At 67.2% G+C, this 21,361-nt stretch carries 20 protein-coding genes and 2 tRNA genes; 20 read left to right on the top strand and 2 right to left on the bottom strand.

Annotated elements, in window-relative coordinates; translation table 11 throughout:
• The first annotated feature begins 4 nt into the window (after positions 1–4).
• The 13 genes from BEP68_RS09390 to BEP68_RS09330 all read left to right on the top strand — a co-directional run bounded on the left by BEP68_RS09390 (position 5) and on the right by BEP68_RS09330 (position 14,192).
• Positions 5–970 (top strand): AAA family ATPase, encoded by a 966-nt coding sequence (locus BEP68_RS09390; RefSeq protein WP_187249805.1) that lies wholly within the window; start codon positions 5–7, stop codon positions 968–970.
• Positions 967–2,226 (top strand): DUF58 domain-containing protein, encoded by a 1,260-nt coding sequence (locus BEP68_RS09385; protein ID WP_187249804.1) that lies wholly within the window; start codon positions 967–969, stop codon positions 2,224–2,226. Before BEP68_RS09390 ends, BEP68_RS09385 begins: the two co-directional genes overlap by 4 nt.
• Positions 2,223–2,753 carry a hypothetical protein gene (locus tag BEP68_RS09380; protein ID WP_187249803.1) on the top strand — a complete coding sequence of 177 codons (531 nt, stop codon included), beginning with the start codon at positions 2,223–2,225 and terminating at the stop codon, positions 2,751–2,753. Before BEP68_RS09385 ends, BEP68_RS09380 begins: the two co-directional genes overlap by 4 nt.
• A gap of 58 nt (positions 2,754–2,811) precedes the next feature.
• Positions 2,812–5,700 (top strand): excinuclease ABC subunit UvrA, encoded by a 2,889-nt coding sequence (gene uvrA, locus BEP68_RS09375; RefSeq protein ID WP_053096663.1) that lies wholly within the window; start codon positions 2,812–2,814, stop codon positions 5,698–5,700.
• Positions 5,700–7,613, top strand: coding sequence for an excinuclease ABC subunit UvrC (gene uvrC, locus BEP68_RS09370; RefSeq protein ID WP_053096661.1), 1,914 nt, complete (start codon positions 5,700–5,702; stop codon positions 7,611–7,613). The genes uvrA and uvrC overlap by 1 nt, the downstream gene beginning before the upstream one ends.
• A gap of 30 nt (positions 7,614–7,643) precedes the next feature.
• Complete coding sequence (rapZ, locus tag BEP68_RS09365; protein ID WP_053096659.1) at positions 7,644–8,516, top strand: RNase adapter RapZ; 873 nt, start codon at positions 7,644–7,646, stop codon at positions 8,514–8,516.
• 68 nt (positions 8,517–8,584) lie between these two features.
• Positions 8,585–9,562 (top strand): DNA-binding protein WhiA, encoded by a 978-nt coding sequence (gene whiA / locus BEP68_RS09360; RefSeq protein WP_042540784.1) that lies wholly within the window; start codon positions 8,585–8,587, stop codon positions 9,560–9,562.
• A 187-nt stretch (positions 9,563–9,749) separates the two neighbouring features.
• Entirely contained in the window at positions 9,750–10,376 is a 627-nt protein-coding gene (locus BEP68_RS09355) for a superoxide dismutase (protein WP_187249802.1), read from the top strand.
• A 115-nt stretch (positions 10,377–10,491) separates the two neighbouring features.
• Positions 10,492–11,502, top strand: a complete 1,011-nt coding sequence (gap, locus tag BEP68_RS09350; protein ID WP_053096657.1) for a type I glyceraldehyde-3-phosphate dehydrogenase — start codon at positions 10,492–10,494, stop codon at positions 11,500–11,502.
• A gap of 10 nt (positions 11,503–11,512) precedes the next feature.
• Positions 11,513–12,727: a phosphoglycerate kinase gene (locus tag BEP68_RS09345; protein WP_187249801.1), complete on the top strand. Its 1,215-nt coding sequence runs from the start codon at positions 11,513–11,515 to the stop codon at positions 12,725–12,727.
• Positions 12,718–13,509, top strand: a complete 792-nt coding sequence (gene tpiA / locus BEP68_RS09340; RefSeq protein ID WP_053096653.1) for a triose-phosphate isomerase — start codon at positions 12,718–12,720, stop codon at positions 13,507–13,509. Before BEP68_RS09345 ends, tpiA begins: the two co-directional genes overlap by 10 nt.
• An 81-nt stretch (positions 13,510–13,590) precedes the next feature.
• Positions 13,591–13,839 (top strand): preprotein translocase subunit SecG, encoded by a 249-nt coding sequence (gene secG, locus BEP68_RS09335; RefSeq protein ID WP_053096652.1) that lies wholly within the window; start codon positions 13,591–13,593, stop codon positions 13,837–13,839.
• On the top strand, positions 13,839–14,192 hold the full coding sequence (locus tag BEP68_RS09330; protein ID WP_042540778.1) for an RNA polymerase-binding protein RbpA: 354 nt from the start codon (positions 13,839–13,841) through the stop codon (positions 14,190–14,192). The genes secG and BEP68_RS09330 overlap by 1 nt, the downstream gene beginning before the upstream one ends.
• Before the next feature lie 73 nt (positions 14,193–14,265).
• On the opposite strand, the gene BEP68_RS09325 is transcribed toward BEP68_RS09330, so the two are convergent.
• Together BEP68_RS09325 and BEP68_RS09320 are read right to left on the bottom strand one after the other, a co-directional pair.
• On the bottom strand, positions 14,266–15,468 hold the full coding sequence (locus BEP68_RS09325; protein ID WP_187249800.1) for a hypothetical protein: 1,203 nt from the start codon (positions 15,466–15,468) through the stop codon (positions 14,266–14,268).
• A 112-nt stretch (positions 15,469–15,580) separates the two neighbouring features.
• Positions 15,581–15,654 (bottom strand) — tRNA-Gly (locus BEP68_RS09320).
• A 109-nt stretch (positions 15,655–15,763) separates the two neighbouring features.
• Between BEP68_RS09320 and BEP68_RS09315 the strand changes: the two genes are divergently transcribed.
• The 7 genes from BEP68_RS09315 to deoC all read left to right on the top strand — a co-directional run bounded on the left by BEP68_RS09315 (position 15,764) and on the right by deoC (position 21,359).
• Positions 15,764–15,837, top strand: a tRNA-Pro gene (locus BEP68_RS09315).
• A gap of 62 nt (positions 15,838–15,899) precedes the next feature.
• On the top strand, positions 15,900–17,351 hold the full coding sequence (gene tig, locus BEP68_RS09310; RefSeq protein ID WP_187249799.1) for a trigger factor: 1,452 nt from the start codon (positions 15,900–15,902) through the stop codon (positions 17,349–17,351).
• Positions 17,352–17,418: 67 nt separating this feature from the next.
• Positions 17,419–17,928, top strand: a complete 510-nt coding sequence (locus BEP68_RS09305) for a tetratricopeptide repeat protein (RefSeq protein ID WP_315985294.1) — start codon at positions 17,419–17,421, stop codon at positions 17,926–17,928.
• Positions 17,929–18,009: 81 nt separating this feature from the next.
• Complete coding sequence (locus tag BEP68_RS09300; RefSeq protein WP_053096644.1) at positions 18,010–18,606, top strand: ATP-dependent Clp protease proteolytic subunit; 597 nt, start codon at positions 18,010–18,012, stop codon at positions 18,604–18,606.
• Between the two features lie 20 nt (positions 18,607–18,626).
• Positions 18,627–19,268, top strand: a complete 642-nt coding sequence (locus BEP68_RS09295) for an ATP-dependent Clp protease proteolytic subunit (protein ID WP_042540774.1) — start codon at positions 18,627–18,629, stop codon at positions 19,266–19,268.
• A 157-nt stretch (positions 19,269–19,425) separates the two neighbouring features.
• Positions 19,426–20,361 carry a sugar-binding transcriptional regulator gene (locus BEP68_RS09290; RefSeq protein ID WP_187249798.1) on the top strand — a complete coding sequence of 312 codons (936 nt, stop codon included), beginning with the start codon at positions 19,426–19,428 and terminating at the stop codon, positions 20,359–20,361.
• Positions 20,358–21,359: a deoxyribose-phosphate aldolase gene (gene deoC, locus BEP68_RS09285; protein ID WP_187249797.1), complete on the top strand. Its 1,002-nt coding sequence runs from the start codon at positions 20,358–20,360 to the stop codon at positions 21,357–21,359. Before BEP68_RS09290 ends, deoC begins: the two co-directional genes overlap by 4 nt.
• The last annotated feature ends 2 nt before the right edge of the window (positions 21,360–21,361 follow it).

The raw sequence follows: 21,361 nt of genomic DNA, 5'->3' as shown, positions 1-21,361 counted from the left end.
TGCCATGACGAGCCCCGCAGAGATCGCCGCCACCGGAGCCCGGATCCTGGCCGCCGTGCGAACAGTCGTCGTGGGCATGGACGACCCGGTCGAGATCGCTCTGGCCTCGATCCTCGCCGGCGGTCACGTGCTGTTCGAGGATGTGCCGGGCCTGGGGAAGACGCTCGCCGCGCGCAGCCTCGCCTCGGCGCTGGGGCTGTCGTTCCGGCGCTTGCAGTGCACTCCGGACATGCTCCCCGGCGATGTCACGGGGTCGTACGTCTACGCTCCGGACTCGGGGGACTTCGTCTTCCGGCCGGGGCCGATCTTCACCGGACTGCTGCTCGCCGACGAGATCAACAGGACCACGCCGAAGACGCAGTCGGCGATGCTCGAGGCGATGGCGGAGCGTCAGGTGACCGTCGAGGGCAACAGCTTCGCCCTGCCCGCGCCGTTCCATGTGATCGCGACGTCGAATCCGATCGAGTACGAGGGCACGTACGCGCTGCCCGAGGCACAGCTCGACAGGTTCATGGTGCGGCTGTCCGTCGGCTATCCGGCGGCGGAGAGCGAGGCCCGCATCCTGGAGAACCGCGTGAGCAGGCGCCAGGAGGCTACTCACATCGCTCCGGTCATCGACGCCGCTCAGCTCATCTCCCTGCAGGAGGCCGTCGAGGCCATCCACGTCGACCCGGACATCTCGCGCTACTGCGTCGAGATCGCACGCGCCACCCGGACCGCGGCGAACGTCGAGGTCGGTGCGTCGCCGCGGGGTTCTCTGGGGCTGCTGCTGCTGGGACGAGCGCTCGCGGCTCTGGATGGCCGGGACTTCGTCCGTCCGGACGACATCAAGCGGATCGCCGTGCCCGTGCTGGCGCATCGTCTCACGCTCACACCCCAGGCGTGGGCTCAGGGCGCGTCGGCATCCGATGTGGTGCGCTCGGTCGTCGGACAGGTGGCTGTTCCGCCGACCGTCGGAGTGCTCGGATGACGGACGGGCCCGACGCGGGGCGTCGCGGTCCTGTGTTGTCCGTGGCGATCGGAGGCGCTGCCCTGCTCGCCGCGGTCGGCCTTCTCGCGGCAAGACCCGACGTGGTGGCGATGGGGCTTCCTCTGGCCATCTGGAGCGGTCTCGCGATCGCGCGGGGCACATCCGGCGCGGTGGCGAAGATCGCGATCGACCCGGTGCCCGGGCGCGATGGCGAGCTGCTCACATCGATCGCGGTGGACAGCGATGCGGATGCCGTCGAGGTGGTGGTCGTGCAGTCGGAGCGTCGCAGCAGACGCGTGATCGTGCCCGGCGGTGGCTTCACATTCACTGCGCGGAGCAAGGTCCTGCACTCCGGTCCGACGATCCCGGTCCAGGCGGCAGCGAGGGGGTTCTCCTTCGAGGGAGCGGCGCTCTCGTCGACGTCGGACCTCGCCGCCATCAGGCGTCAGGTGGCCCCGCCCCGCCGATCACTCGACGCGCTCCCGCTGCCGCGACGACTGACGGGGTCGCACGGCGCGCACGAGGGGCGCCGGGCGGGTCAGGGCGGCGACTTCCGGGACATCCACCCCTTCGCGCCCGGCGACGAACTCCGCCGCGTGGACTGGCGGGCGACGGCGCGGATGTCCCGCCGGCCAGGCGATCTGCTGGTCCGTCGGACCAATACGCTCAGCGACTCGTCGGTCGTGGTCGCCATGGACACGTCTGAGGATCTGGGTGAGGTCGTCGCCTCGTGGGGGAGCGGCGACCGCGAACGCAGCGGCGTGACCTCCCTCGACCTCGCGAGGGAGGCTGCGCGAGCCATCGCCGACTCGGCCATAGGCGAGGGCGACCGCGTCGCACTTCACGTGCTCGTGCACGGCGGCCGGTCGTTGAGGAGCGGCGGCGGCTCGAGGCACCTGGCACGGGTCGTGGCGGCCATCGCCGCGACGGGCCAGGCGAGAGGCGACGCGACTTTCCGTCGCACTCCTCCCGTGCCGCACGGCTCGGTGGTCTTCGTGCTGTCGACCTTCTTCGAGGGCGCCGCCGCTCGGACCGCGCTGATGTGGAGGGCCAGCGGCCACAGAGTCGTCGCCGTCGATGTCCTCCCTCCGCTCGACCGTGCTCGGCTCACCCGTGCGCAGCTGATCGGCTTGCGCACCGTGCTCGCAGAGAGGGGGAACGTGTTCGCGGATCTCCACGGCGCCGGAGTCGACGTGGTCTCGTGGGCCTCGGACCCGTCCTCGGCGATGCGTGCGATCGCGAGGGCCGGGCGATGAGAGCGAACGACACGCTACGGACGGGTCCTTCCGTCCCGGGACTCGTCGTGAGGGGCGCGCTCGTCGTCGCCGTCGCCGCGGGTGCTGCGATGCTGTGCCCGTTGCTCGGATGGCAGGTGGCGGCAGTCGTCCTGGCGATCATCGCCGCCGCTCTTCCGCAGACTTTCGCGGCCTGGGGGTCGATCGGATGCCTCGTGATCGGGATGCTGATCTCGGAGCCCGACGTCGGGCGCGCGATGATCGCTGTGCTCGCGGTGCAGGTGATCCATGTCCTCATGTCGCTCTCCCTCGTGATCCCGGCCGGCTCCCGCGTGATCGTGACCGCCCTCCGTCCGAGCCTGGTGAGGCTGATCGTCGTGCAGGCGATCGCCCAGCCGATCACCGTGGCCGTCATGGTGGTCATGCGCATCGACACCCCCGCGTCGCTGCCGACAGTGCCCTGGGCCGCTGTCGCCGGGGCCGGAGCCGTGGTCGCACTCGTCGCGACCCTGCTCACGCGGGCGAACCGCGGTACTCGAGAGCACTGATCGCTTCCCTGTGAGCCCTCACGGAGCCAATGTCGGTGGCCACTCGTAGACTTGATCAGTGCCTATCGTCCCGGTTGCAACCCCAGGAAAACTCAGTGTCCGCGGTGCCCGCGTACACAATCTCAAGAACGTCGACATCGACATCCCACGCGACTCCCTCGTCGTGTTCACCGGCCTGTCCGGATCGGGAAAGTCCAGTCTGGCCTTCGACACGATCTTCGCTGAAGGACAGCGTCGCTACGTCGAGTCGCTGAGCGCCTACGCGCGTCAGTTCCTCGGTCAGGTCGACCGACCGGACGTCGACTTCATCGAGGGCCTCAGCCCTGCGGTGTCGATCGACCAGAAGTCGACCAACCGCAACCCGCGGTCCACGGTCGGAACCATCACCGAGATCTACGACTACATGCGTCTGCTGTGGGCGCGGATCGGGATTCCGCACTGCCCCGAGTGCGGTGCGCGCATCCAACGTCAGACCGTCCAGCAGATCGCCGACCAGCTCATGGAGCTGCCCGAGCGCACCCGCTACCAGATCGTCGCGCCCATCGTCTCGCAGAAGAAGGGCGAGTTCGTCGACCTGTTCCGCGAGCTGGGGGCCAAGGGCTACTCGCGCGCGATCGTCGACGGCGACCTCATCCAGCTCGCCGAGCCGCCCACGCTCAAGAAGAGCTACAAGCATGACATCGCCGTCGTCGTCGACCGCCTCGTCGCGGCAGACGACATCCTCGGTCGAGTCACGGACTCGGTCGAGACCGCGCTCGGGCTCGCCGGCGGCGTGGTGCAGATCAACTACGTCGACGCAGAGGGCGACGACGCGTGGCAGTCCTTCTCCGAGAAGCTCGCCTGCCCGAACGGCCACGCGCTCACCCTCACCGAGATCGAACCGCGCACGTTCTCGTTCAACGCGCCCTTCGGTGCCTGTCCGGCCTGCTCGGGTCTCGGCACCCGCATGTCCGTCGACATCGACCTGATGCTCGGCGACGAGGAGCTCTCCATCCGCGAGGGCGCGATCATCCCGTGGACCACCCAGGGCAAGGGGCTCTTCCAGTACTACGAGCGGCTGCTCGAGGGATTGGCCGACGACCTCAACTTCTCTCTCGACACCCCGTGGCAGGATCTGCGCGTCGACGTTCAGGACGCGATCCTGCGCGGCGACAACTACAAGGTCACCGTCAAGTTCAAGAACCGCTATGGGCGCGAGATGCGCTATGCATCGGGGTTCGAAGGCGTCGTGCCGTACATCGAGCGGCAGTACGCCCAGGCCGAGTCCGACACGCAGCGCTCGCGCTGGGGCGAGTACCTCCGCGAGGTCCCCTGCCCGGTGTGCGACGGCAACCGACTCAAGCCCGAGGTCCTCGCGGTGCAGGTGCACGGGCATTCGATCGCCGAGGTGTCGCACCTGAGCCTCGCCGACGCGCGGTCGTTCATGGAGACCCTCACCCTCACCGATCGTGAGGCGAAGATCGCGGCTCAGGTGCTGCGTGAGATCCGCCTGCGACTCGACTTCCTCCTGCAGGTCGGGCTCTCCTACCTCAACCTCAGCCGGTCCGCCGGGTCGCTCTCCGGTGGAGAAGCGCAGCGCATCCGGCTGGCGACGCAGATCGGCTCCGGGCTCACCGGCGTCCTCTACGTCCTCGACGAGCCGTCGATCGGTCTGCACCAGCGTGACAACCGTCGTCTGATCGACACCCTTCTGAAACTTCGCGACCTCGGGAACACGCTCATCGTCGTCGAGCACGACGAAGAGACGATCGAAGCCGCTGACTGGGTCGTCGACATCGGACCGGGCGCCGGCGTGAACGGTGGAGAGGTCGTGCATTCCGGTCCGTACTCGGCTCTGTTGAACGAGCCGAACTCTATGACGGGCGAATACCTCTCGGGTGCGCGCGAGATCCCCACTCCGGCGAAGCGTCGCAAGCTCGACAAGAAACGCATGCTGAGCGTGGTCGGCGCCCGCGAGAACAACCTCAAGAACGTCAGCGTGAACTTCCCGCTGGGCGTTCTCACGGCCGTGACCGGCGTGTCGGGTTCGGGCAAGTCGTCGCTCGTCAACGACATCCTGTACCAGGTGCTGGCCTCGCGGCTCAACGGCGCCCGCACGGTTCCCGGAAAGCACACGCGTGTGTCAGGGCTCGACAACCTCGACAAGGTCGTGCACGTCGATCAGGCACCGATCGGCCGCACGCCGCGGTCCAACCCGGCCACCTACACCGGCGTGTTCGACCGCATCCGCTCGCTGTTCAGCGAGACCCCCGAGGCGAAGGTCCGTGGCTATCAGCCAGGGCGATTCAGCTTCAACGTCAAGGGCGGTCGCTGCGAGGCGTGCTCGGGCGACGGCACGATCAAGATCGAGATGAACTTCCTGCCCGACGTGTACGTCGACTGCGAGGTCTGCCACGGCAAGCGCTACAACCGCGACACGCTGTCGGTGCACTACAAGGGCAAGAACATCGCCGAGGTCCTCGAGATGCCGATCGCGGAAGCGGCCGAGTTCTTCGAGCCCATTCAGGCGATCCACCGCTACATGAAGACCCTCGTCGACGTCGGGCTCGGGTATGTGCGCCTCGGTCAGTCGGCGACGACTCTCTCCGGCGGCGAGGCTCAGCGCGTCAAGTTGGCCACCGAGCTCCAGCGGCGCAGCAACGGTCGCAGCATCTACGTCCTCGACGAGCCGACCACCGGTCTGCACTTCGAAGACGTGCGCAAGCTCCTCGAGGTACTGAACGGACTCGTCGACAAGGGCAACACGGTGATCGTCATCGAGCACAACCTCGATGTGATCAAGTCCGCGGACTGGGTGATCGACCTCGGGCCCGAGGGCGGCTCGGGCGGCGGCGAGATCCTGGCGACCGGCACTCCCGAGCAGATCGCGCGAGTCGAGGACAGCCACACGGGTCAGTTCCTCGCCGAGATCCTGGGTGAGGGGCGCTCTGCGCGGAAGGCCAGCTGATGGCCGACGTCCTGCCGTACAAGCCGCGGGCTGGTGAGATCCCCACCAACCCCGGCGTGTACCGCTTCCGCGATGCTGATGGACGCGTGCTGTACGTCGGCAAGGCCAAGAACCTGCGCCAGCGACTGTCGAACTACTTCGCTCCGCTGCGCACGCTCCACGAACGCACGCGGCGCATGGTCACCACGGCGTCGTCCGTCGAGTGGACCGTCGTCTCGACGGACGTGGACTCGCTGCAGCTGGAGTACATGTGGATCAAGGAGTTCGATCCGCCCTTCAACGTCCGCTACAAGGACGACAAGTCCTACCCGTTCATGGCCGTGACCCTGGGTGATGAGGCGCCGCGCGTGATCGTGACCAGGAACCGCAAGATTCCCGGTGCCCGCTATTTCGGTCCTTATCCCAAGGTCTGGGCGGTGCACGAGACGATCGACCTGATGGTCAAGGCATTCCCGATCCGCACCTGCAGCGACTCCAGCTACAAACGCGCGATGCAGACCGGCCGGCCGTGCTTTCCCGGGCAGATCGGCAAGTGCGGCGGGCCGTGCTCGATGACGGTGACGATCGAGGAGCACCGTGCCATGGTCGACGACTTCGTCGCCTTCATGGCGGGCGGCGATGAGCGCTTCACCCGAGAGCTGACCAAGCGGATGCTGGCGGCGTCGGCCGCGATGGATTACGAGGCCGCCGCCAGATACCGTGACAAGCTCACCGCGATCGAGGCCGTGCTCGGCAAGAGCGCGCTCGTGCTCGCGACCGACGAGGATGCCGACCTCTTCGGCATCGCGGAAGACGAGCTGGCTGCCGCCGTGCAGCACTTCGTGATCCGCGGCGGGCGCGTCCGCGGTGTTCGCGCGATGACGATCGAGAAGGAGATCGACATCTCGACAGCCGATCTCGTCGACCAGGTGCTGCAGCGCGCGTACGGCGATGCGCAGGATGTGCCCCGGCGGATCATCGTGCCGACCCTTCCCGACGACGCGGCCGAGCTCGAGGTCTGGCTGCGCGAGCGGCGAGGCAAGAAGGTCGAGATCGCCATCGCCCAACGGGGGCAACGCGCTGATCTCATGCGCACGGCGACCCTCAACGCGCAGCAGGCCCTGATCAGGTACAAGACCCGTCGTACGAGCGACTACGTCGCACGAACCCAGGCTCTGACCGATCTGCAGGAGGCGTTGGGGATGTCGGAGGCGCCGCTTCGCATCGAGTGCTTCGACATCTCGCACCTCGGTGGCACGAACGTCGTCGCCTCGATGGTGGTCTTCGAAGACGGACTTCCCCGCAAAGACCAGTACCGGTCGTTCAACATCGCCGAGACCACCGACGATACGGACTCGATGTACCAGGTGCTGCGTCGTCGACTCGCCTATCTCGATCGTCCGGAAGAGATCGATGAGCCCGCATCCGCAGCGGTCCCCGTGGAGGCGGGAGACGAGTCCGAGGACGTCGTCGTGGAGGTCAAGCGCAAACCGCGCTTCGCCTATCCGCCTCAGCTGCTGCTGGTCGACGGTGGACAGCCCCAGGTCGAAGCGGCGGCACGTGCACTGCGAGACGCCGGGCACACCGAGATCGCCGTGTGCGGCATCGCCAAACGGCTCGAGGAGATCTGGCTCCCGGGGGAGGACTTCCCGGTGATCCTGCCGCGCACCAGCGAGTCGCTCTACCTGCTGCAGCGGCTGAGAGACGAGGCCCACCGGTTCGCGATCACGCACCAGCGCAAACGACGCAAGAACGACATCACGTCGATCCTGGCCGAGGTGCCAGGCCTCGGCTCCTCGAGGATCAAGGTCCTCCTGAAGCACTTCGGCTCCGTCACCGCGCTGCGCTCCGCGCCTCTGGAGGCGATCCAGGAGGTGCAGGGGATCGGTCCTGTCCTCGCACAGAACATCCATACGCATCTCTCCACTCGCTAGGCTGGAGCCAGCGGGGGAGAAGGAGTAACCATGACTGACGGGGACAAAGGCGAGTTCCTCATCGTCACGGGCATGTCGGGCGCAGGGCGCACGACGGTAGCCAACGCACTCGAGGACCTCGGCTGGTACGTGGTCGACAACCTGCCGCCGCAGATCCTCCGACCGCTGCTCGACCTCACGGACATGGGCGGTGACGCTCTGCCGAAGGTCGCAGCGGTGGTCGACGTTCGCGGGCGCAACCTCTTCGACGACTTCCCGGGCGTCGCGAGGGCGCTGAGATCGCGTGGTTCCGTCCGCGTGCTGTTCCTGGACGCGTCGGACGATGTGCTCGTGCGTCGGTTCGAGGCGGTTCGCCGACCCCACCCGCTGCAGGGGGACGGCACTCTGCTCGACGGCATCCGCGTCGAGCGCCAGCGACTGGCGCCGATCCGCGAGTCGGCCGATCTCGTGGTCGACACCTCCGCACTCAACATCCATCAGCTCGCCACCCAGGTCTCCGACCTCTTCTCGGAAGCGGGGGCAGCGAGGCATCGTGTGACGCTCATGAGCTTCGGTTTCAAGTACGGTCTCCCGACCGACGTCGACCTGGTCGCGGACATGCGCTTCCTCCCGAACCCGTTCTGGAACGAAGAGCTGCGGGGCCTGACCGGTCAGGACGAGTCCGTCAGGGACTACGTGCTGTCACGCGAGGGCGCCGCCGAGTTCCTCGATTCGTATTCGGCGGCACTCACTCCGGTGCTCGAGGGGTATCAGCGCGAGAACAAGAGCCATTCGACCGTCGCGATCGGCTGCACCGGCGGAAAGCACCGCTCCGTGGCCATGGCGGAGGAGCTGGCCCGTCGGCTCGCCTCCGTGCCGGGAGTGGCCGTCAACGTGCGTCACCGGGACCTCGGCAGGGAATAGCAAGAGCCTCCGTCAGAGTAGGCTGGAGGTTTGCGCCGCGATCCGGCGCGTGAGCGTAGAGGAGTGTCGTGGCACTAACGACCGACGTCAAGGCTGAGCTGGTCAGCATCCGTAATGCACCCCCGACGGTGCGTGTCGCGGAGGTCACCTCGATCCTCCGGTTCGCCGGCGGACTGCACTCCATCGCCGGGCGGGTCGCCGTCGAGGCGGAGGTGGATGCCGAGATCCTCGCGCAGCGTGTCGCGCGCGACCTTGCCGAGATCTACGGAGTCCGACCGGAGATCGCACAGGTGCAGTCGAGCACGGCGAATGACGGCGCGCGATGGGCTGTCCGGGTCATCGCCTCGGGGGAGACCCTCGCACGCCAGACCGGTCTGCTCGACCAGCGTCGGCGTCCGGTCCGCGGACTCCCCAACCGTCTCACCACTGGCTCTCGCGCTGAAGTGGCCGGTCTCTGGCGGGGTGCGTTCCTCGCCGCGGGAACGCTGAGCGAACCCGGCCGATCGGCCATGCTCGAGGTCGCCTGCCCGTCATCCGAGGCCGCCATGGCACTCGTGGGCGCGGCGCATCGCCTGGGTGTCGCCGCCAAGGCGCGCGAGGTGAGAGGCATGCCGCGCGTCGTCGTGCGTGAGGGCGAGGCGATCCGCACCATCCTCAGCGAGATGGGTGCTCAGAAGACCGCGGTCGCCTGGGAGGAGATGCGCCAGCGTCGCGAGGTGCGTGCGGGCGTCAACCGTCTCGTCAACTTCGACGATGCCAACCTCCGTCGCTCCGCGCAGGCCGCCGTCGCCGCCTGCGCGCGCGTCGAGCGGGCCCTGGAGATCCTCGCCGACGAGGTGCCCGACCACCTCAAGGTCGCGGGCGAGCTGCGTCTCGCGCACCGCGACGCGAGCCTCGACGAGCTGGGCCACCACGCCGATCCGCCCATGACCAAGGACGCCGTCGCCGGCCGCATCCGCCGTCTTCTGGCGATGGCGGACAAGCGTGCCCAGCAGGAGGGCATCCCGGGAACGGAAGCAGCCGTGCCAGCGGGTCTCGACGTCTGACCACAGCGAACGACATCAGCGAGGCGATCCCTGTCAAGGGGTCGCCTCGCTTCGTCATATGGGGGAAGGATCAGGGTCGGCGACGCGTTGTCGTCACTAGGATGAGTTACGTCCGCTCTACGTCGCACATCGGCGGCGCAGAGGATCGGCAAGCGCCGCGGCGCGGCGCGGATTGGATGAAAGCGACATGGCGACCTACACGCTCCCCGACCTTCCCTACGACTTCGCAGCCCTTGAGCCGCACATCAGCGGCAAGATCATGGAGCTGCACCATGACAAGCACCACGCGACCTACGTCGCCGGCGCCAACACCGCCCTCGAGCAGCTCGCCGAGGCGCGCGACAGCGGCAACCTGGCGAACGTGAACAAGCTCGAGAAGGACCTCGCCTTCAACCTCGGCGGTCACGTCAACCACTCCATCTTCTGGACCAACCTCTCGCCGACCGGCGGCGGACAGCCCGAGGGCGAGCTCAAGGCAGCCATCGACGAGTTCTTCGGTTCCTTCGAGAAGTTCCAGGCGCACTTCACCGCGAACGCCCTCGGAATCCAGGGCTCCGGATGGTCCGTCCTCAGCTGGGACTCGATGGGCCAGCGCCTGATCATCCAGCAGCTGTTCGACCAGCAGTCGAACACGGCACAGGGCACCGTGCCGCTGTTCCAGCTCGACATGTGGGAGCACGCCTTCTACCTCGACTACCTCAACGTCAAGGCCGACTACGTGAAGGCCGCGTGGAACATCGCCAACTGGGAGAACGTCGCCCAGCGCTTCGAGGTCGCCCGCGAGAAGACGAACGGCCTGCTGGTACTGTCGTAATCGGGTCGCGTCCCGACGGGCCAAGTCTCGTCGGGACGCCATCTCAGCCAAAAACCCCCGCGCACCGCGCACGCACGATTGCTGCGCACAGCGCACGAGAAACAGGGAGACCTGAGTGTCTGTCAAGATCGGTATCAACGGCTTCGGCCGTATCGGACGCAACTACTTCCGCGCGGCTCTCGCGCAGGGAGCGGACATCGAGATCGTCGCTGTCAACGACCTCACCGACAACAAGACCCTTGCCCACCTTCTGAAGTACGACTCCGTGGGCGGCGTCCTCGATGCTGACATCAGCTACGACGACGAGAGCATCACGGTCAACGGCAAGGCCATCAAGGCGTTCGCCGAGCGCGACCCCGCCGGCCTCCCGTGGGGCGAGCTGGGCGTCGACATCGTCATCGAGTCGACCGGCTTCTTCACCAAGGCCGAGCTGGCCAAGAAGCACATCGAGGCAGGGGCCAAGAAGGTCCTCATCTCGGCTCCCGGCACCGGCGTCGACGGCACGTTCGTCATGGGCGTGAACGAGGACACGTACAACCCGGAGACGGATCACATCATCTCCAACGCCTCCTGCACGACCAACTGCCTCGCCCCGCTGGCCCAGGTCTTCAACGACGCCTTCGGCATCGACCGTGGCTTCATGATGACGGCTCACGCCTACACGGCAGACCAGAACCTGCAGGACGGTCCGCACAGCGACCTGCGTCGCGCACGCGCCGCAGCGATCAACATCACCCCGGCGTCGACCGGTGCCGCGAAGGCGATCGGCGAGGTTCTGCCCGAGCTCCAGGGCAAGCTGAGCGGCTCGTCGTACCGCGTTCCGGTTCCCACCGGCTCGATCGTCGACCTCACGCTGATCACCGACCGCGAGAACCTCACGGTCGAAGAGGTCAACGAGGCGTACAAGAAGGCTGCTGCCGACGGACGCCTCGCCGGTTTCCTGCAGTACAACGAAGACCAGATCGTGTCGAGCGACATCGTGCACAACCCGCACTCGTCGATCTTCGACGCCACGCTGACCAACGTCAGCGGCAACCTGGTCAAGGTCTCCAGCTGGTACGACAACGAGTGGGGCTACTCCAACCGTCTCGTCGACCTGACCGAGTACGTGGCAGAGCGTCTCTGAGACATCTCCCATGACTCTGCGCACCCTGGATTCACTGGGTTCGCTCGAGGGCAAGCGCGTCATCGTCCGTTGTGATCTCAACGTCCCCCTGCGGGATGGGATCATCACGGACGATGGCCGTGTCCGCGCCTCGTTGCCTACCCTCAACGCACTGATCAACGCGGGCGCCCGCGTCATCGTGTGCTCGCACCTCGGCCGCCCCGACGGTGCGCCCGACCCGCAGTACAGTCTCGCGCCGGTCGCCCAGCGGCTGTCCGAGCTGCTCGGCAAGCCGGTGGCGTTCGCTCGCGACACCGTCGGCGAGTCGGCGCAGGAGGCCGTGGCCTCGCTCGAGGACGGCGGCATCGTCGTCATCGAGAACCTGCGGTTCAACCCGGGGGAGACCTCGAAGGACGACGCCGAGCGCGGCGCCTTCGCGGCTCAGCTGGCAGAGCTCGGAGACGTCCTCGTCTCCGACGGCTTCGGTGTCGTGCACCGCAAGCAGGCGAGCGTCTACGACCTCGCCGAGCTGCTGCCGTCGGCCGCCGGTCTACTCATCGCAGCCGAGCTGGACGTGCTCGACCGTCTCACCGAGAACCCCGAGCGCCCGTACGCGGTCGTCCTCGGCGGGTCGAAGGTCAGCGACAAGCTCGGAGTCATCTCGCACCTGCTGCCGCGCGTGGATCGCATCCTCGTGGGCGGCGGCATGCTGTTCACCTTCCTGAAGGCGCAGGGCCACGCGGTGGCGTCCAGCCTCCTCGAAGAGGACCAGCTCGAGACGGTCCGCGGGTACATCGCCGAGGCCGAGAAGCGCGGTGTGGAGCTGGTGCTCCCGACCGATGTCGTCGTCGCATCCTCGTTCTCCGCTGATGCGGAGCACGAGGTCACCGCCGCCGACGCCATCGAGAGCACCGCGTTCGGCTCCTCCGGCATCGGCCTGGACATCGGCCCGGAGACGGCTGCGCGGTTCGCGGAGGTCATCCGTGGGTCGAAGACGGTGTTCTGGAACGGCCCGATGGGCGTGTTCGAGTTCCCGGCCTTCGCCGGCGGCACCAAGGCCGTTGCGCAGGCGCTCACCGAGGTCGACGGCCTCAGCGTCGTAGGCGGCGGAGACTCGGCCGCGGCCGTGCGTCAGCTCGGCTTCACCGACGACCAGTTCGGTCACATCTCGACCGGCGGCGGCGCAAGCCTCGAGTTCCTCGAGGGCAAGAAACTACCCGGCCTGGAGGTGCTCGGATGGGTGTGAACACCCGTACCCCGCTGATCGCGGGAAACTGGAAGATGAATCTCGACCACCTGCAGGCGGTCGCCTTCGTGCAGAAGCTGCACTGGACGCTCAAGGACGCCAAGCACGAGGACGGCTCGGTCGAGGTTGCGGTCTTCCCGCCCTTCACCGACATCCGCAGCGTGCAGACGCTCATCGACGCCGACAAGATCCCGTTCGCCCTCGGCGCGCAGGACCTCTCGGCTCACGACTCCGGCGCCTACACCGGGGAGATCTCGGGAGCCTTCCTGGCGAAGCTCGATGCGAAGTACGTGATCATCGGTCACTCGGAGCGCCGTGAATACCACGCGGAGTCCGATGACGTCGTCGCGGCCAAGACGAAGGCCGCGCTGAAGCACGGTCTGTCGCCCGTCATCTGCGTCGGGGAGACGGCTGAGGACCTCGAGAAGTTCGGGGCCAGCGCAGTGCCCGCGGGGCAGCTCGAGGCCGCTCTCCAGGGTCTGTCGAAGGATGCGGACATCGTCGTGGCGTACGAGCCGGTCTGGGCCATCGGCTCCGGGCAGGCAGCGACGCCGCAGCAGGCGCAGGATGTCTGCGCTGCGCTGCGCACGGTGATCGCCAAGGTTCTTGGTGACGACGCTGCGGCGCGCACCCGGATCCTGTACGGCGGATCGGTCAAGGCGGCCAACATCGCCAGCTTCATGCGCGAGCCTGATGTCGATGGCGCACTCGTCGGAGGCGCGAGCCTCGTGGTCGACGAGTTCGCGGCGATCATCCGCTTCGAGAAGCACGTCGGCGTGTGAGTGTGGCGGGGCTCCGGCCCCGCCGCACCGTATACTTGACCGTTACCGGGGCAATCCTGCCCCAGCGAAAGGCTCTTCCTCGTGGAAATTCTCGAGTTCGTCCTGCAGGTGGTGCTGGGCATAACCAGCGTCCTGCTGACTCTCCTCATCCTCCTCCACAAGGGTCGCGGTGGCGGCCTCTCCGACATGTTCGGTGGAGGCATGACGTCAGCTGTCGGCTCGTCGGGTCTCGCTGAGCGCAATCTCAATCGCTTCACGGTCATCCTCGCTCTGGCGTGGTTCGTGTCGATCGTGGCGCTCGGTCTCATCACGAAGTTCGAGGTGATCTGATGGCTACCGGCGGCAACGCGATCCGAGGGACCCGAGTGGGTTCCGGCCCCATGGGCGAGCAGGACCACGGCTACCACGCCGACCGCATCGCGGTCTCGTACTGGGACGGTCTCGGCAACGAGACGGTCCGCTACTTCGCCGCGGGGCTCCCTGAAGAGGAGATCCCCGAGACGATCGACCACCCGCAGTCCGGTCTTCCGGCGGGTCGCGACAAGGCCAACCCGCCTGCCCTCGCGAAGCCGGAGCCCTACAAGACGCATCTCGCGTATGTGAAGGAGCGTCGCACCGACGCAGAAGCCGTCCAGCTTCTCGAAGATGCGCTCACCCAGCTGCGTGAGCGTCGGGGTCAGTGACCTCGATCTGATCTCCTGACAGAAGCCGCCGCGATCCGATCGCGGCGGCTTCTCTCGTACCAGCCGGACGTGCTCAGCGGCACCCGTACGCGGCGTCGATGTAGGACTGAGGTGGGTAGCCGTACGCCCAGACGCCGTTGGCATCGTCGGTGAAGCCCATGCTGATCGCCCACGCCGTGGCCCACTTCTCGATGCTGTCCTGCGTCGACGAGTCGTACATGTCCTCGCACTTCACGCTGATCGCGTGGCCGACCTCGTGGGCGATGAGAGCCTTGCTCCGGTCCGCCGGCCACTGCTCGGCGACCGAGTTCGACAGCTCGATGGCGGCGCGGTCGGGATCGTCCCACCACCAGGTCGTGAGGCCTCCCATGCTGCCGTTGGAACCGGCGTTGTTGACGATCTGGTTCCAGTCGAACTCGAGCAGCACCCCGGGTGCGAGCGACCGGGCGAACGCCTCGATCTCGAGGCGATCGCCCTGCAGCGGTCCCGCCTTCTCGGCGAGTTCGGCCTGTTCGGTCGCCACGACCTGTCCTGCGGCGTCCTGCATGGACACCAGTGATTCGACCGCCGTCACATCGAGGAGCATGGTGTCGGGTACTCGCGACGCCGCATCGCGCAGGGCGATGACGGCGTCGTTCTTGGCCGAGAGGTGTGCCGACTCGAAAGCCGGGGCTGCGTCGGCCGCCGAGCGCAGGAGGGCCACGCCGGCCTCGGTCACTTCGGCACTGGCGGCGGTCATCGCAGGTGTCGCCGCGTCGAGGTCGGCAGCCAGCTCGTCCAGGTCGCCGGCGTCGACGGCGAGCTGATCGGATGCTGCGAAGAGCTCCCAGAACGCCGACGGCTTGGAATCCGCCGAAGGCAGCGGTTCGGTGAGCAGTTCCTCCGCCGGACCGGCGGCTTCTTCGGCATCCGTCGACGCCGTCGTGAGCGCGTCCCTCGCGGAGGGCACGGTGAGGACGCCGGTATCGGCCGTCTTCAGCAGATCAGCGACATCGATGACGGACGTGAGCGTGTCGAGCTCCTGCTGGACCGTCGTCGCGCTGTCGCGAGCCGAGGCCGCTGCTGCGTCGAACTCGGCGCGTGCTCCGTCGTATCCGAGGCTGGCGGTGACCTGGAGCACGCCGACGGCCGCCGCGACCAGGACTCCCGCAGCGCCCAGCATGAACCCGATGCGCCGTCCTCGGCGATTCGGCGCTGCGCCGTCGGTGCTGGCGAAGTGCGGGGGGAGTGCGTGGCCTCCGGCGGGGGAGGTGGCCACGTCGACGGATGCAGTCATGCGGGGGACCTCCGTGGGGAACCGGCTCATGATGACTCTAATCAGTGAGCCGTCCGGTGCGAGAACCCCCGGGGACGAGAAAGGCCCCCGCATCGCGGGGGCCTTTCTCGAGTGGAGGGGCTGACGAGAATCGAACTCGCATCATCTGTTTGGAAGACAGAGGCTTTACCACTAAGCTACAGCCCCGTTGTCAGCTGTATCCGGGAGGACTGTGCCGACTCATCGATCATAGCGGACTGACGGAGGTGCTCGTGTCCGTTAGACTCGGTGGGGCTGAATCTGCATGCGGATTCCCCGGGGCGTAGCTCAGTTTGGTAGAGCGCCCGCTTTGGGAGCGGGAGGTCGCAGGTTCAACTCCTGTCGCCCCGACATGGCTTCAACGGCCTGACAGCCGCGATTCAGCGCGGAAATCACAAGGAGAGCACACCAGAATGGCGAACAGCACCGTCGAGAAGCTGACCCCGACCCGGGTCAAGCTCAGCATCACGGTCACCCCTGACGACCTCAAGCCCAGCATCGCGCACGCCTACGAGCACATCGCTCAGGACGTCCAGATCCCCGGCTTCCGCAAGGGCAAGGTCCCCGCTCCGATCATCGATCAGCGCATCGGTCGTGGCGCGGTCATCGAGCACGCGGTCAACGAGGGCCTCGACAAGTTCTTCCGCGACGCGACCGTCGAGCACAAGCTCCGCGTCGTCGGACGTCCGGCCGCCGACATCACCCAGTGGCCGAACGAGAAGGACTTCTCGGGCGACCTCCTGGTCGACATCGAGGTGGACGTGCGTCCCGAGATCGAGGTCCCGGCATTCGACGGCATCACCCTGACGGTCGACGCCGTCGAGGCCGACGACGCCGCGCTCGACGCAGAGCTCGAGAACCTGCGCGCGCGCTTCGGAACGCTCGTTCCCGTCGACCGTCCCGCCGCGAAGGGCGACTTCGTCGAGCTCGACCTGGTCGCCACGATCGACGGTGCGGAGATCGACCGCGCCGAGGGCGTCTCCTACGAGGTCGGCTCGGGTGAGCTGCTCGAGGGCATCGACGACGCGATCGAATCCCTCACCGCCGGTGAGGACACCACGTTCCGCTCTGCGCTCGTGGGCGGCGACCACGCCGGCTCCGAGGCTGAGGTCTCCGTCACCGTCAAGGCGGTCAAGGAGCGCGAGCTCCCCGAGGCCGATGACGACTTCGCGCAGATCGCGAGCGAGTTCGACACGATCGCCGAGCTCCGCGCGAGCCTCGCCGAGCGCGTCTCGCAGCAGGGCGTCTTCACTCAGGGTTCCGCGGCTCGCGACAAGCTCGTCGAGACGCTGCTCGAGCAGATCGAGATCCCCGTGCCGCCGAAGCTCATCGAGGACGAGGTGCACAACCACCTCGAGGGTGAGAACCGCCTCGAGGACGACGTGCACCGCGCCGAGGTCACCGAGGCCAGCGAGAAGCAGTTCCGCACGCAGGTTCTGCTCGACACGATCGCCGAGCAGGCTGACGTGCAGGTCTCGCAGGAGGAGCTCTCGCAGTACCTCATCCAGTCCGCCTCGCAGTACGGCATGGCTCCCCAGGAGTTCGTCGAGGCTCTGCAGTCGTCGAACCAGCTTCCGGCGCTCGTCGGAGAGGTCGCCCGCAACAAGGCCCTCGCGATCGCCCTGGGCAAGGTCAAGGTCGTCGACACGAACGGCAAGCCCGTCGATCTGTCCGACTTCGTCGTGACCGACGACGAGGCCGAGTCCGAGACGGCTGCCGCTGAGAAGCCGGCCGCGAAGAAGCCCGCTGCGAAGAAGGCGCCCGCGAAGAAGGCCGACGACGCGGAGGCCGCTGAGAAGCCGGCCGCGAAGAAGCCCGCCGCCAAGAAGGCTCCGGCCAAGAAGGCTGCCGACAAGGCGGAGTGATCGGACACGATCTCATGAGGGGCGGATGCTGCGGCATCCGCCCCTTTCGCGTCAGCGGGGAGAGCAGATGAACGAGGAGACCATGAAGACCTGGGACGAACGCATCGACGAGGTGTGGGACGACGCGTCCGGCGAAGAGGTCGGAGACCAGACGATCGCCCGGATCGACGCGCTGGCCGCCGAGCGCGGCGTCGATGACGCCCGCGCGGAGTTCGAGCGCGCCGGGGCACGTGATTCGGCCGGCCGCCCCGCCGAGGCAGTCGAACTCTACCGGCGTGCGCTCGCACTGGGTCTCGACGACGAGCACCGCCCGCAGTGCGTGATCCAGCTGGCGAGTTCACTGCGCAATCTGGGCGAGTACGACGATGCCCTCGCCGTCATCCGTGCGGAGGAGGAGCTCTCGGCGGACGGCCCCTACCGGGATGCCGTGGCGACGGTCCACGCGCTGATCCTGGCGAGTTCCGGACGCCCGGCGCGGGGCCTGTCGGTCGCTCTCCTCGCACTCGTGCCGCACCTGCCGCGGTACCACCGCTCGATGACCGCGTACGCACACGAGATCGCGGAACTCGACGCCTGATATGCCGACGGCGAACACGGCCTGAGCGCTGCGTTGTCGCCGGTAGATTCGAATCACTGAAACACGGAATCAGGAGCTGACATGGCTGCAGAACCCCTCCTCGCTACGAGCGTCTTCGACCGACTGTTGAAAGACCGCATCATCTGGCTGGGATCGGAGGTGCGCGACGACAATGCGAACGAGATCTGCGCGAAGATCCTCCTTCTCGCCGCAGAGGACTCCGAGAAGGACATCTACCTCTACATCAACTCGCCCGGTGGATCGATCACCGCGGGCATGGCGATCTACGACACGATGCAGTTCGTCCCGAACGACATCGTCACCGTGGGCATCGGCATGGCCGCATCGATGGGTCAGCTGCTGCTGACCGCGGGCACGAAGGGCAAGCGCTACATCACGCCCAACGCCCGCGTGCTGCTGCACCAGCCGCACGGTGGCTTCGGCGGAACGTCGAGCGACATCCAGACGCAGGCGCAGCTGATCACCTCGATGAAGAACCGCCTCGCCGAGATCACCGCGGCGCAGACCGGCAAGTCGGTCGAGCAGATCAACGAAGACGGTGACCGCGACCGCTGGTTCACCGCCGACGAGGCGCTCGAGTACGGCTTCGTCGATCACATCCGCGACTCGGCCACCGACGTCATCGGTGGCGGCGGAACCGACCAGGACATCAAGTAACGGAAAGCGAAAGGACTCTCATGTACGCACCCACCTTCCGCTCTGCCGGCGATCTGCCCTCCAGCCGCTACGTGCTTCCTCAGTTCGAGGAGCGCACGGCATACGGCTTCAAGCGCCAGGACCCCTACAACAAGCTGTTCGAAGATCGAGTGATCTTCCTCGGCGTCCAGGTCGACGATGCGTCGGCCGACGACGTGATGGCGCAGCTGCTCGTTCTCGAGAGCCAGGACTCCGAGCGTGACATCACCATGTACATCAACTCGCCCGGTGGTTCGTTCACCGCGATGACGGCGATCTACGACACGATGCAGTACGTCGCGCCGCAGATCCAGACCGTGGTGCTCGGCCAGGCGGCTTCGGCCGCATCGGTGCTGCTCGCAGGCGGTCACCCCGGCAAGCGCCTGGCTCTGCCCAACGCCCGTGTGCTCATGCACCAGCCGGCGATGGGCGAGGCGGGGCACGGTCAGGCATCCGACATCGAGATCCAGGCGGCCGAGATCCTGCGCATGCGCACCTGGCTCGAGGAGACCATGGCTCGTCACACGGGCAAGTCCGTCGAGCAGGTCAACCGCGACATCGACCGTGACAAGATCCTGTCCGCCGCTGAGGCGCTGGACTACGGCATCGTCGACCAGGTGCTCACCTCGCGCAAGCGCATGTGATCGCATCTCCATGGTGAGAGGACGTCGGCCCTTCGGGGTCGGCGTCCTTTCGTCGTCTCCGGCGAATGTGCGACCACTGGAAGCGTCAATGCTCATATGAGCATCAAGGTGCGCGAACGGTGCTACGGACGTATGCTGGAGACGGAAGGAGGATGACATGGAAGAAGAACTGATCATGGTCCGCGTCGCTGAGCTGTACTACGACGAGGACAGGACGCAGGACGAGATCGGCGCCCTCCTCAAGCTGTCCCGCTGGAAGGTGGGGCGCCTTCTCACACAGGCCAGAGAGCGTGGCATCGTCCGCATCGAGATCGTGCACCCGCGTGCGCGCCGACTCGGACTCGAGCGCCAGCTCGTCGAACGCCATGGCCTCACGGCTGCCGTCGTCGTTCCCTCCCCGGACGGCGATGACGGGACCCTCGAGCGGGTCGCCCAGGCCGCGGCCGACTACCTCACTGCGATGCGGCCCGTGCCCCGCACGCTCGGCGTCAGCTGGGGGCGTACGTTGCGCGCCGTCGCAGAGTCGCTGCCCGAAGGATGGGCGACCGGCGTCACCGTCGTGCAGCTCAACGGGGGAGTGAGCCTCAACCGCCGTTCGGGCGGAGCCGCGGGCCTCGCCGTCACCATCGCCCAGCGTGCATCCGGACACGTGTCCCTCCTGCCGAGCCCGGCGATCCTCGAACGCGTCGAGACCAAGCAGGCGATCGAAGCCGACCGCACCGTCGCGGCCGTCCTCGTCGAAGCGGCCGAAGCGCAGGCGTTCCTGTTCACCGCGGGGCCCTGCGATGCGACCTCCGCGCATGTCGAGAACGGCTACCTCTCGGCATCCGATGTCGAAGAGCTCGCGCGCCGTGGTGCCGTAGGCGACGTCCTCGGGCGGTACATCGACGCCGACGGCAACATCGTCGACCCGCAGCTCGACGCCCGGACGGTCGGAGTTGACCTCGGGCGCCTGCGCGCCGCGAAGCGCTCGATCTTCGTCACCGCCGGTGACGCCAAGCATGACATCGCGCGCACAGTCGTGACCAGCGGCCTGTGCAGCGTTCTGGTGACAGATGAGACCACAGCACGAGCATTGTTGGAGGAACGATGACGACCCAAGAACTCAGCCGCAGATCGGCGGTGGACGTTCTCGGCGGTGAGCCGGATGACGCCACGCTCCGCCGGTTCCTGCACGGACTCCCGGGGGTCGACGCCGTCGGCCTGGAGCAGCGCGCGGCCGCACTCGGCACGCGTTCGATCAAGACCACGTCGAAGGCCTGGGCACTCGACACGATCATCAAGCTGATCGACCTCACCACCCTCGAAGGCTCCGACACGCCGGGCAAGGTGCGCTCGCTGGTCGCCAAGGCGAAGAATCCGGATGCCGCCGACCCGACGACCCCCCGGGTCGCCGCCGTCTGCGTGTACGGCGACATGGTCGGCGACGCCGTCGAGGCGCTCGGAGCTCTGCACGGCGATCCGGACGAGGGACTCATCTCGGTCGCCGCGGTCGCCACCGCGTTCCCCAGCGGACGTTCCTCGCTGGCCATCAAGCTGGCCGACACCGCCGAAGCGGTCGCGGCCGGCGCCGACGAGATCGACATGGTCATCGACCGAGGAGCGTTCCTCTCGGGCCGATACGGACTCGTGTACGACCAGATCGCCCAGGTGAAAGAGGCATGCCGTCGTGCCGATGGTTCATACGCCTCGCTCAAGGTGATCCTCGAGACCGGCGAGCTCAACACCTACGACAACATCAAGCGCGCATCGTGGCTCGGCATCCTCGCCGGTGGCGACTTCATCAAGACCTCCACCGGGAAGGTGCAGCCGGCGGCGACGCTGCCGACGACGCTGCTCATGCTCGAAACGGTGCGCGACTGGCACCGGGGTACGGGAGAGCGCATCGGCGTCAAGCCCGCCGGCGGGATCCGCGCGTCGAAGGATGCGGTGAAGTACCTCGTGACGGTCGCCGAGACCGTGGGGGAGGAATGGCTCCAGCCGCACCTGTTCCGCTTCGGCGCCTCGAGCCTGCTGAACGACGTGCTGCTGCAGCGCCAGAAGCTCACCACCGGCCACTACTCCGGCCCCGACTACGTCACGATCGACTAGGA

This window comes from Microbacterium sp. 4-7, from assembly GCF_014332665.1.
Lineage (GTDB): Bacteria > Actinomycetota > Actinomycetes > Actinomycetales > Microbacteriaceae > Microbacterium.
The sequence above is the reverse complement of the archived record's forward strand: the minus strand, read 5'-3'. Positions and strand labels throughout refer to the sequence as shown.

Coding starts and splice junctions, on each gene's coding strand:
- deoC (WP_187249797.1), top strand. CDS start 20,358: ATGACGACCCAAGAACTCAGCCGCAGATCGGCGGTGGACGTTCTCGGC.
- rapZ (WP_053096659.1), top strand. CDS start 7,644: ATGACTGACGGGGACAAAGGCGAGTTCCTCATCGTCACGGGCATGTCG.
- BEP68_RS09385 (WP_187249804.1), top strand. CDS start 967: ATGACGGACGGGCCCGACGCGGGGCGTCGCGGTCCTGTGTTGTCCGTG.
- BEP68_RS09330 (WP_042540778.1), top strand. CDS start 13,839: ATGGCTACCGGCGGCAACGCGATCCGAGGGACCCGAGTGGGTTCCGGC.
- uvrC (WP_053096661.1), top strand. CDS start 5,700: ATGGCCGACGTCCTGCCGTACAAGCCGCGGGCTGGTGAGATCCCCACC.
- BEP68_RS09295 (WP_042540774.1), top strand. CDS start 18,627: ATGTACGCACCCACCTTCCGCTCTGCCGGCGATCTGCCCTCCAGCCGC.
- BEP68_RS09290 (WP_187249798.1), top strand. CDS start 19,426: ATGGAAGAAGAACTGATCATGGTCCGCGTCGCTGAGCTGTACTACGAC.
- BEP68_RS09300 (WP_053096644.1), top strand. CDS start 18,010: ATGGCTGCAGAACCCCTCCTCGCTACGAGCGTCTTCGACCGACTGTTG.
- tpiA (WP_053096653.1), top strand. CDS start 12,718: ATGGGTGTGAACACCCGTACCCCGCTGATCGCGGGAAACTGGAAGATG.
- tig (WP_187249799.1), top strand. CDS start 15,900: ATGGCGAACAGCACCGTCGAGAAGCTGACCCCGACCCGGGTCAAGCTC.
- BEP68_RS09305 (WP_315985294.1), top strand. CDS start 17,419: ATGAACGAGGAGACCATGAAGACCTGGGACGAACGCATCGACGAGGTG.
- BEP68_RS09355 (WP_187249802.1), top strand. CDS start 9,750: ATGGCGACCTACACGCTCCCCGACCTTCCCTACGACTTCGCAGCCCTT.
- BEP68_RS09380 (WP_187249803.1), top strand. CDS start 2,223: ATGAGAGCGAACGACACGCTACGGACGGGTCCTTCCGTCCCGGGACTC.
- BEP68_RS09325 (WP_187249800.1), bottom strand. CDS start 15,468: ATGACTGCATCCGTCGACGTGGCCACCTCCCCCGCCGGAGGCCACGCA.
- BEP68_RS09345 (WP_187249801.1), top strand. CDS start 11,513: ATGACTCTGCGCACCCTGGATTCACTGGGTTCGCTCGAGGGCAAGCGC.
- BEP68_RS09390 (WP_187249805.1), top strand. CDS start 5: ATGACGAGCCCCGCAGAGATCGCCGCCACCGGAGCCCGGATCCTGGCC.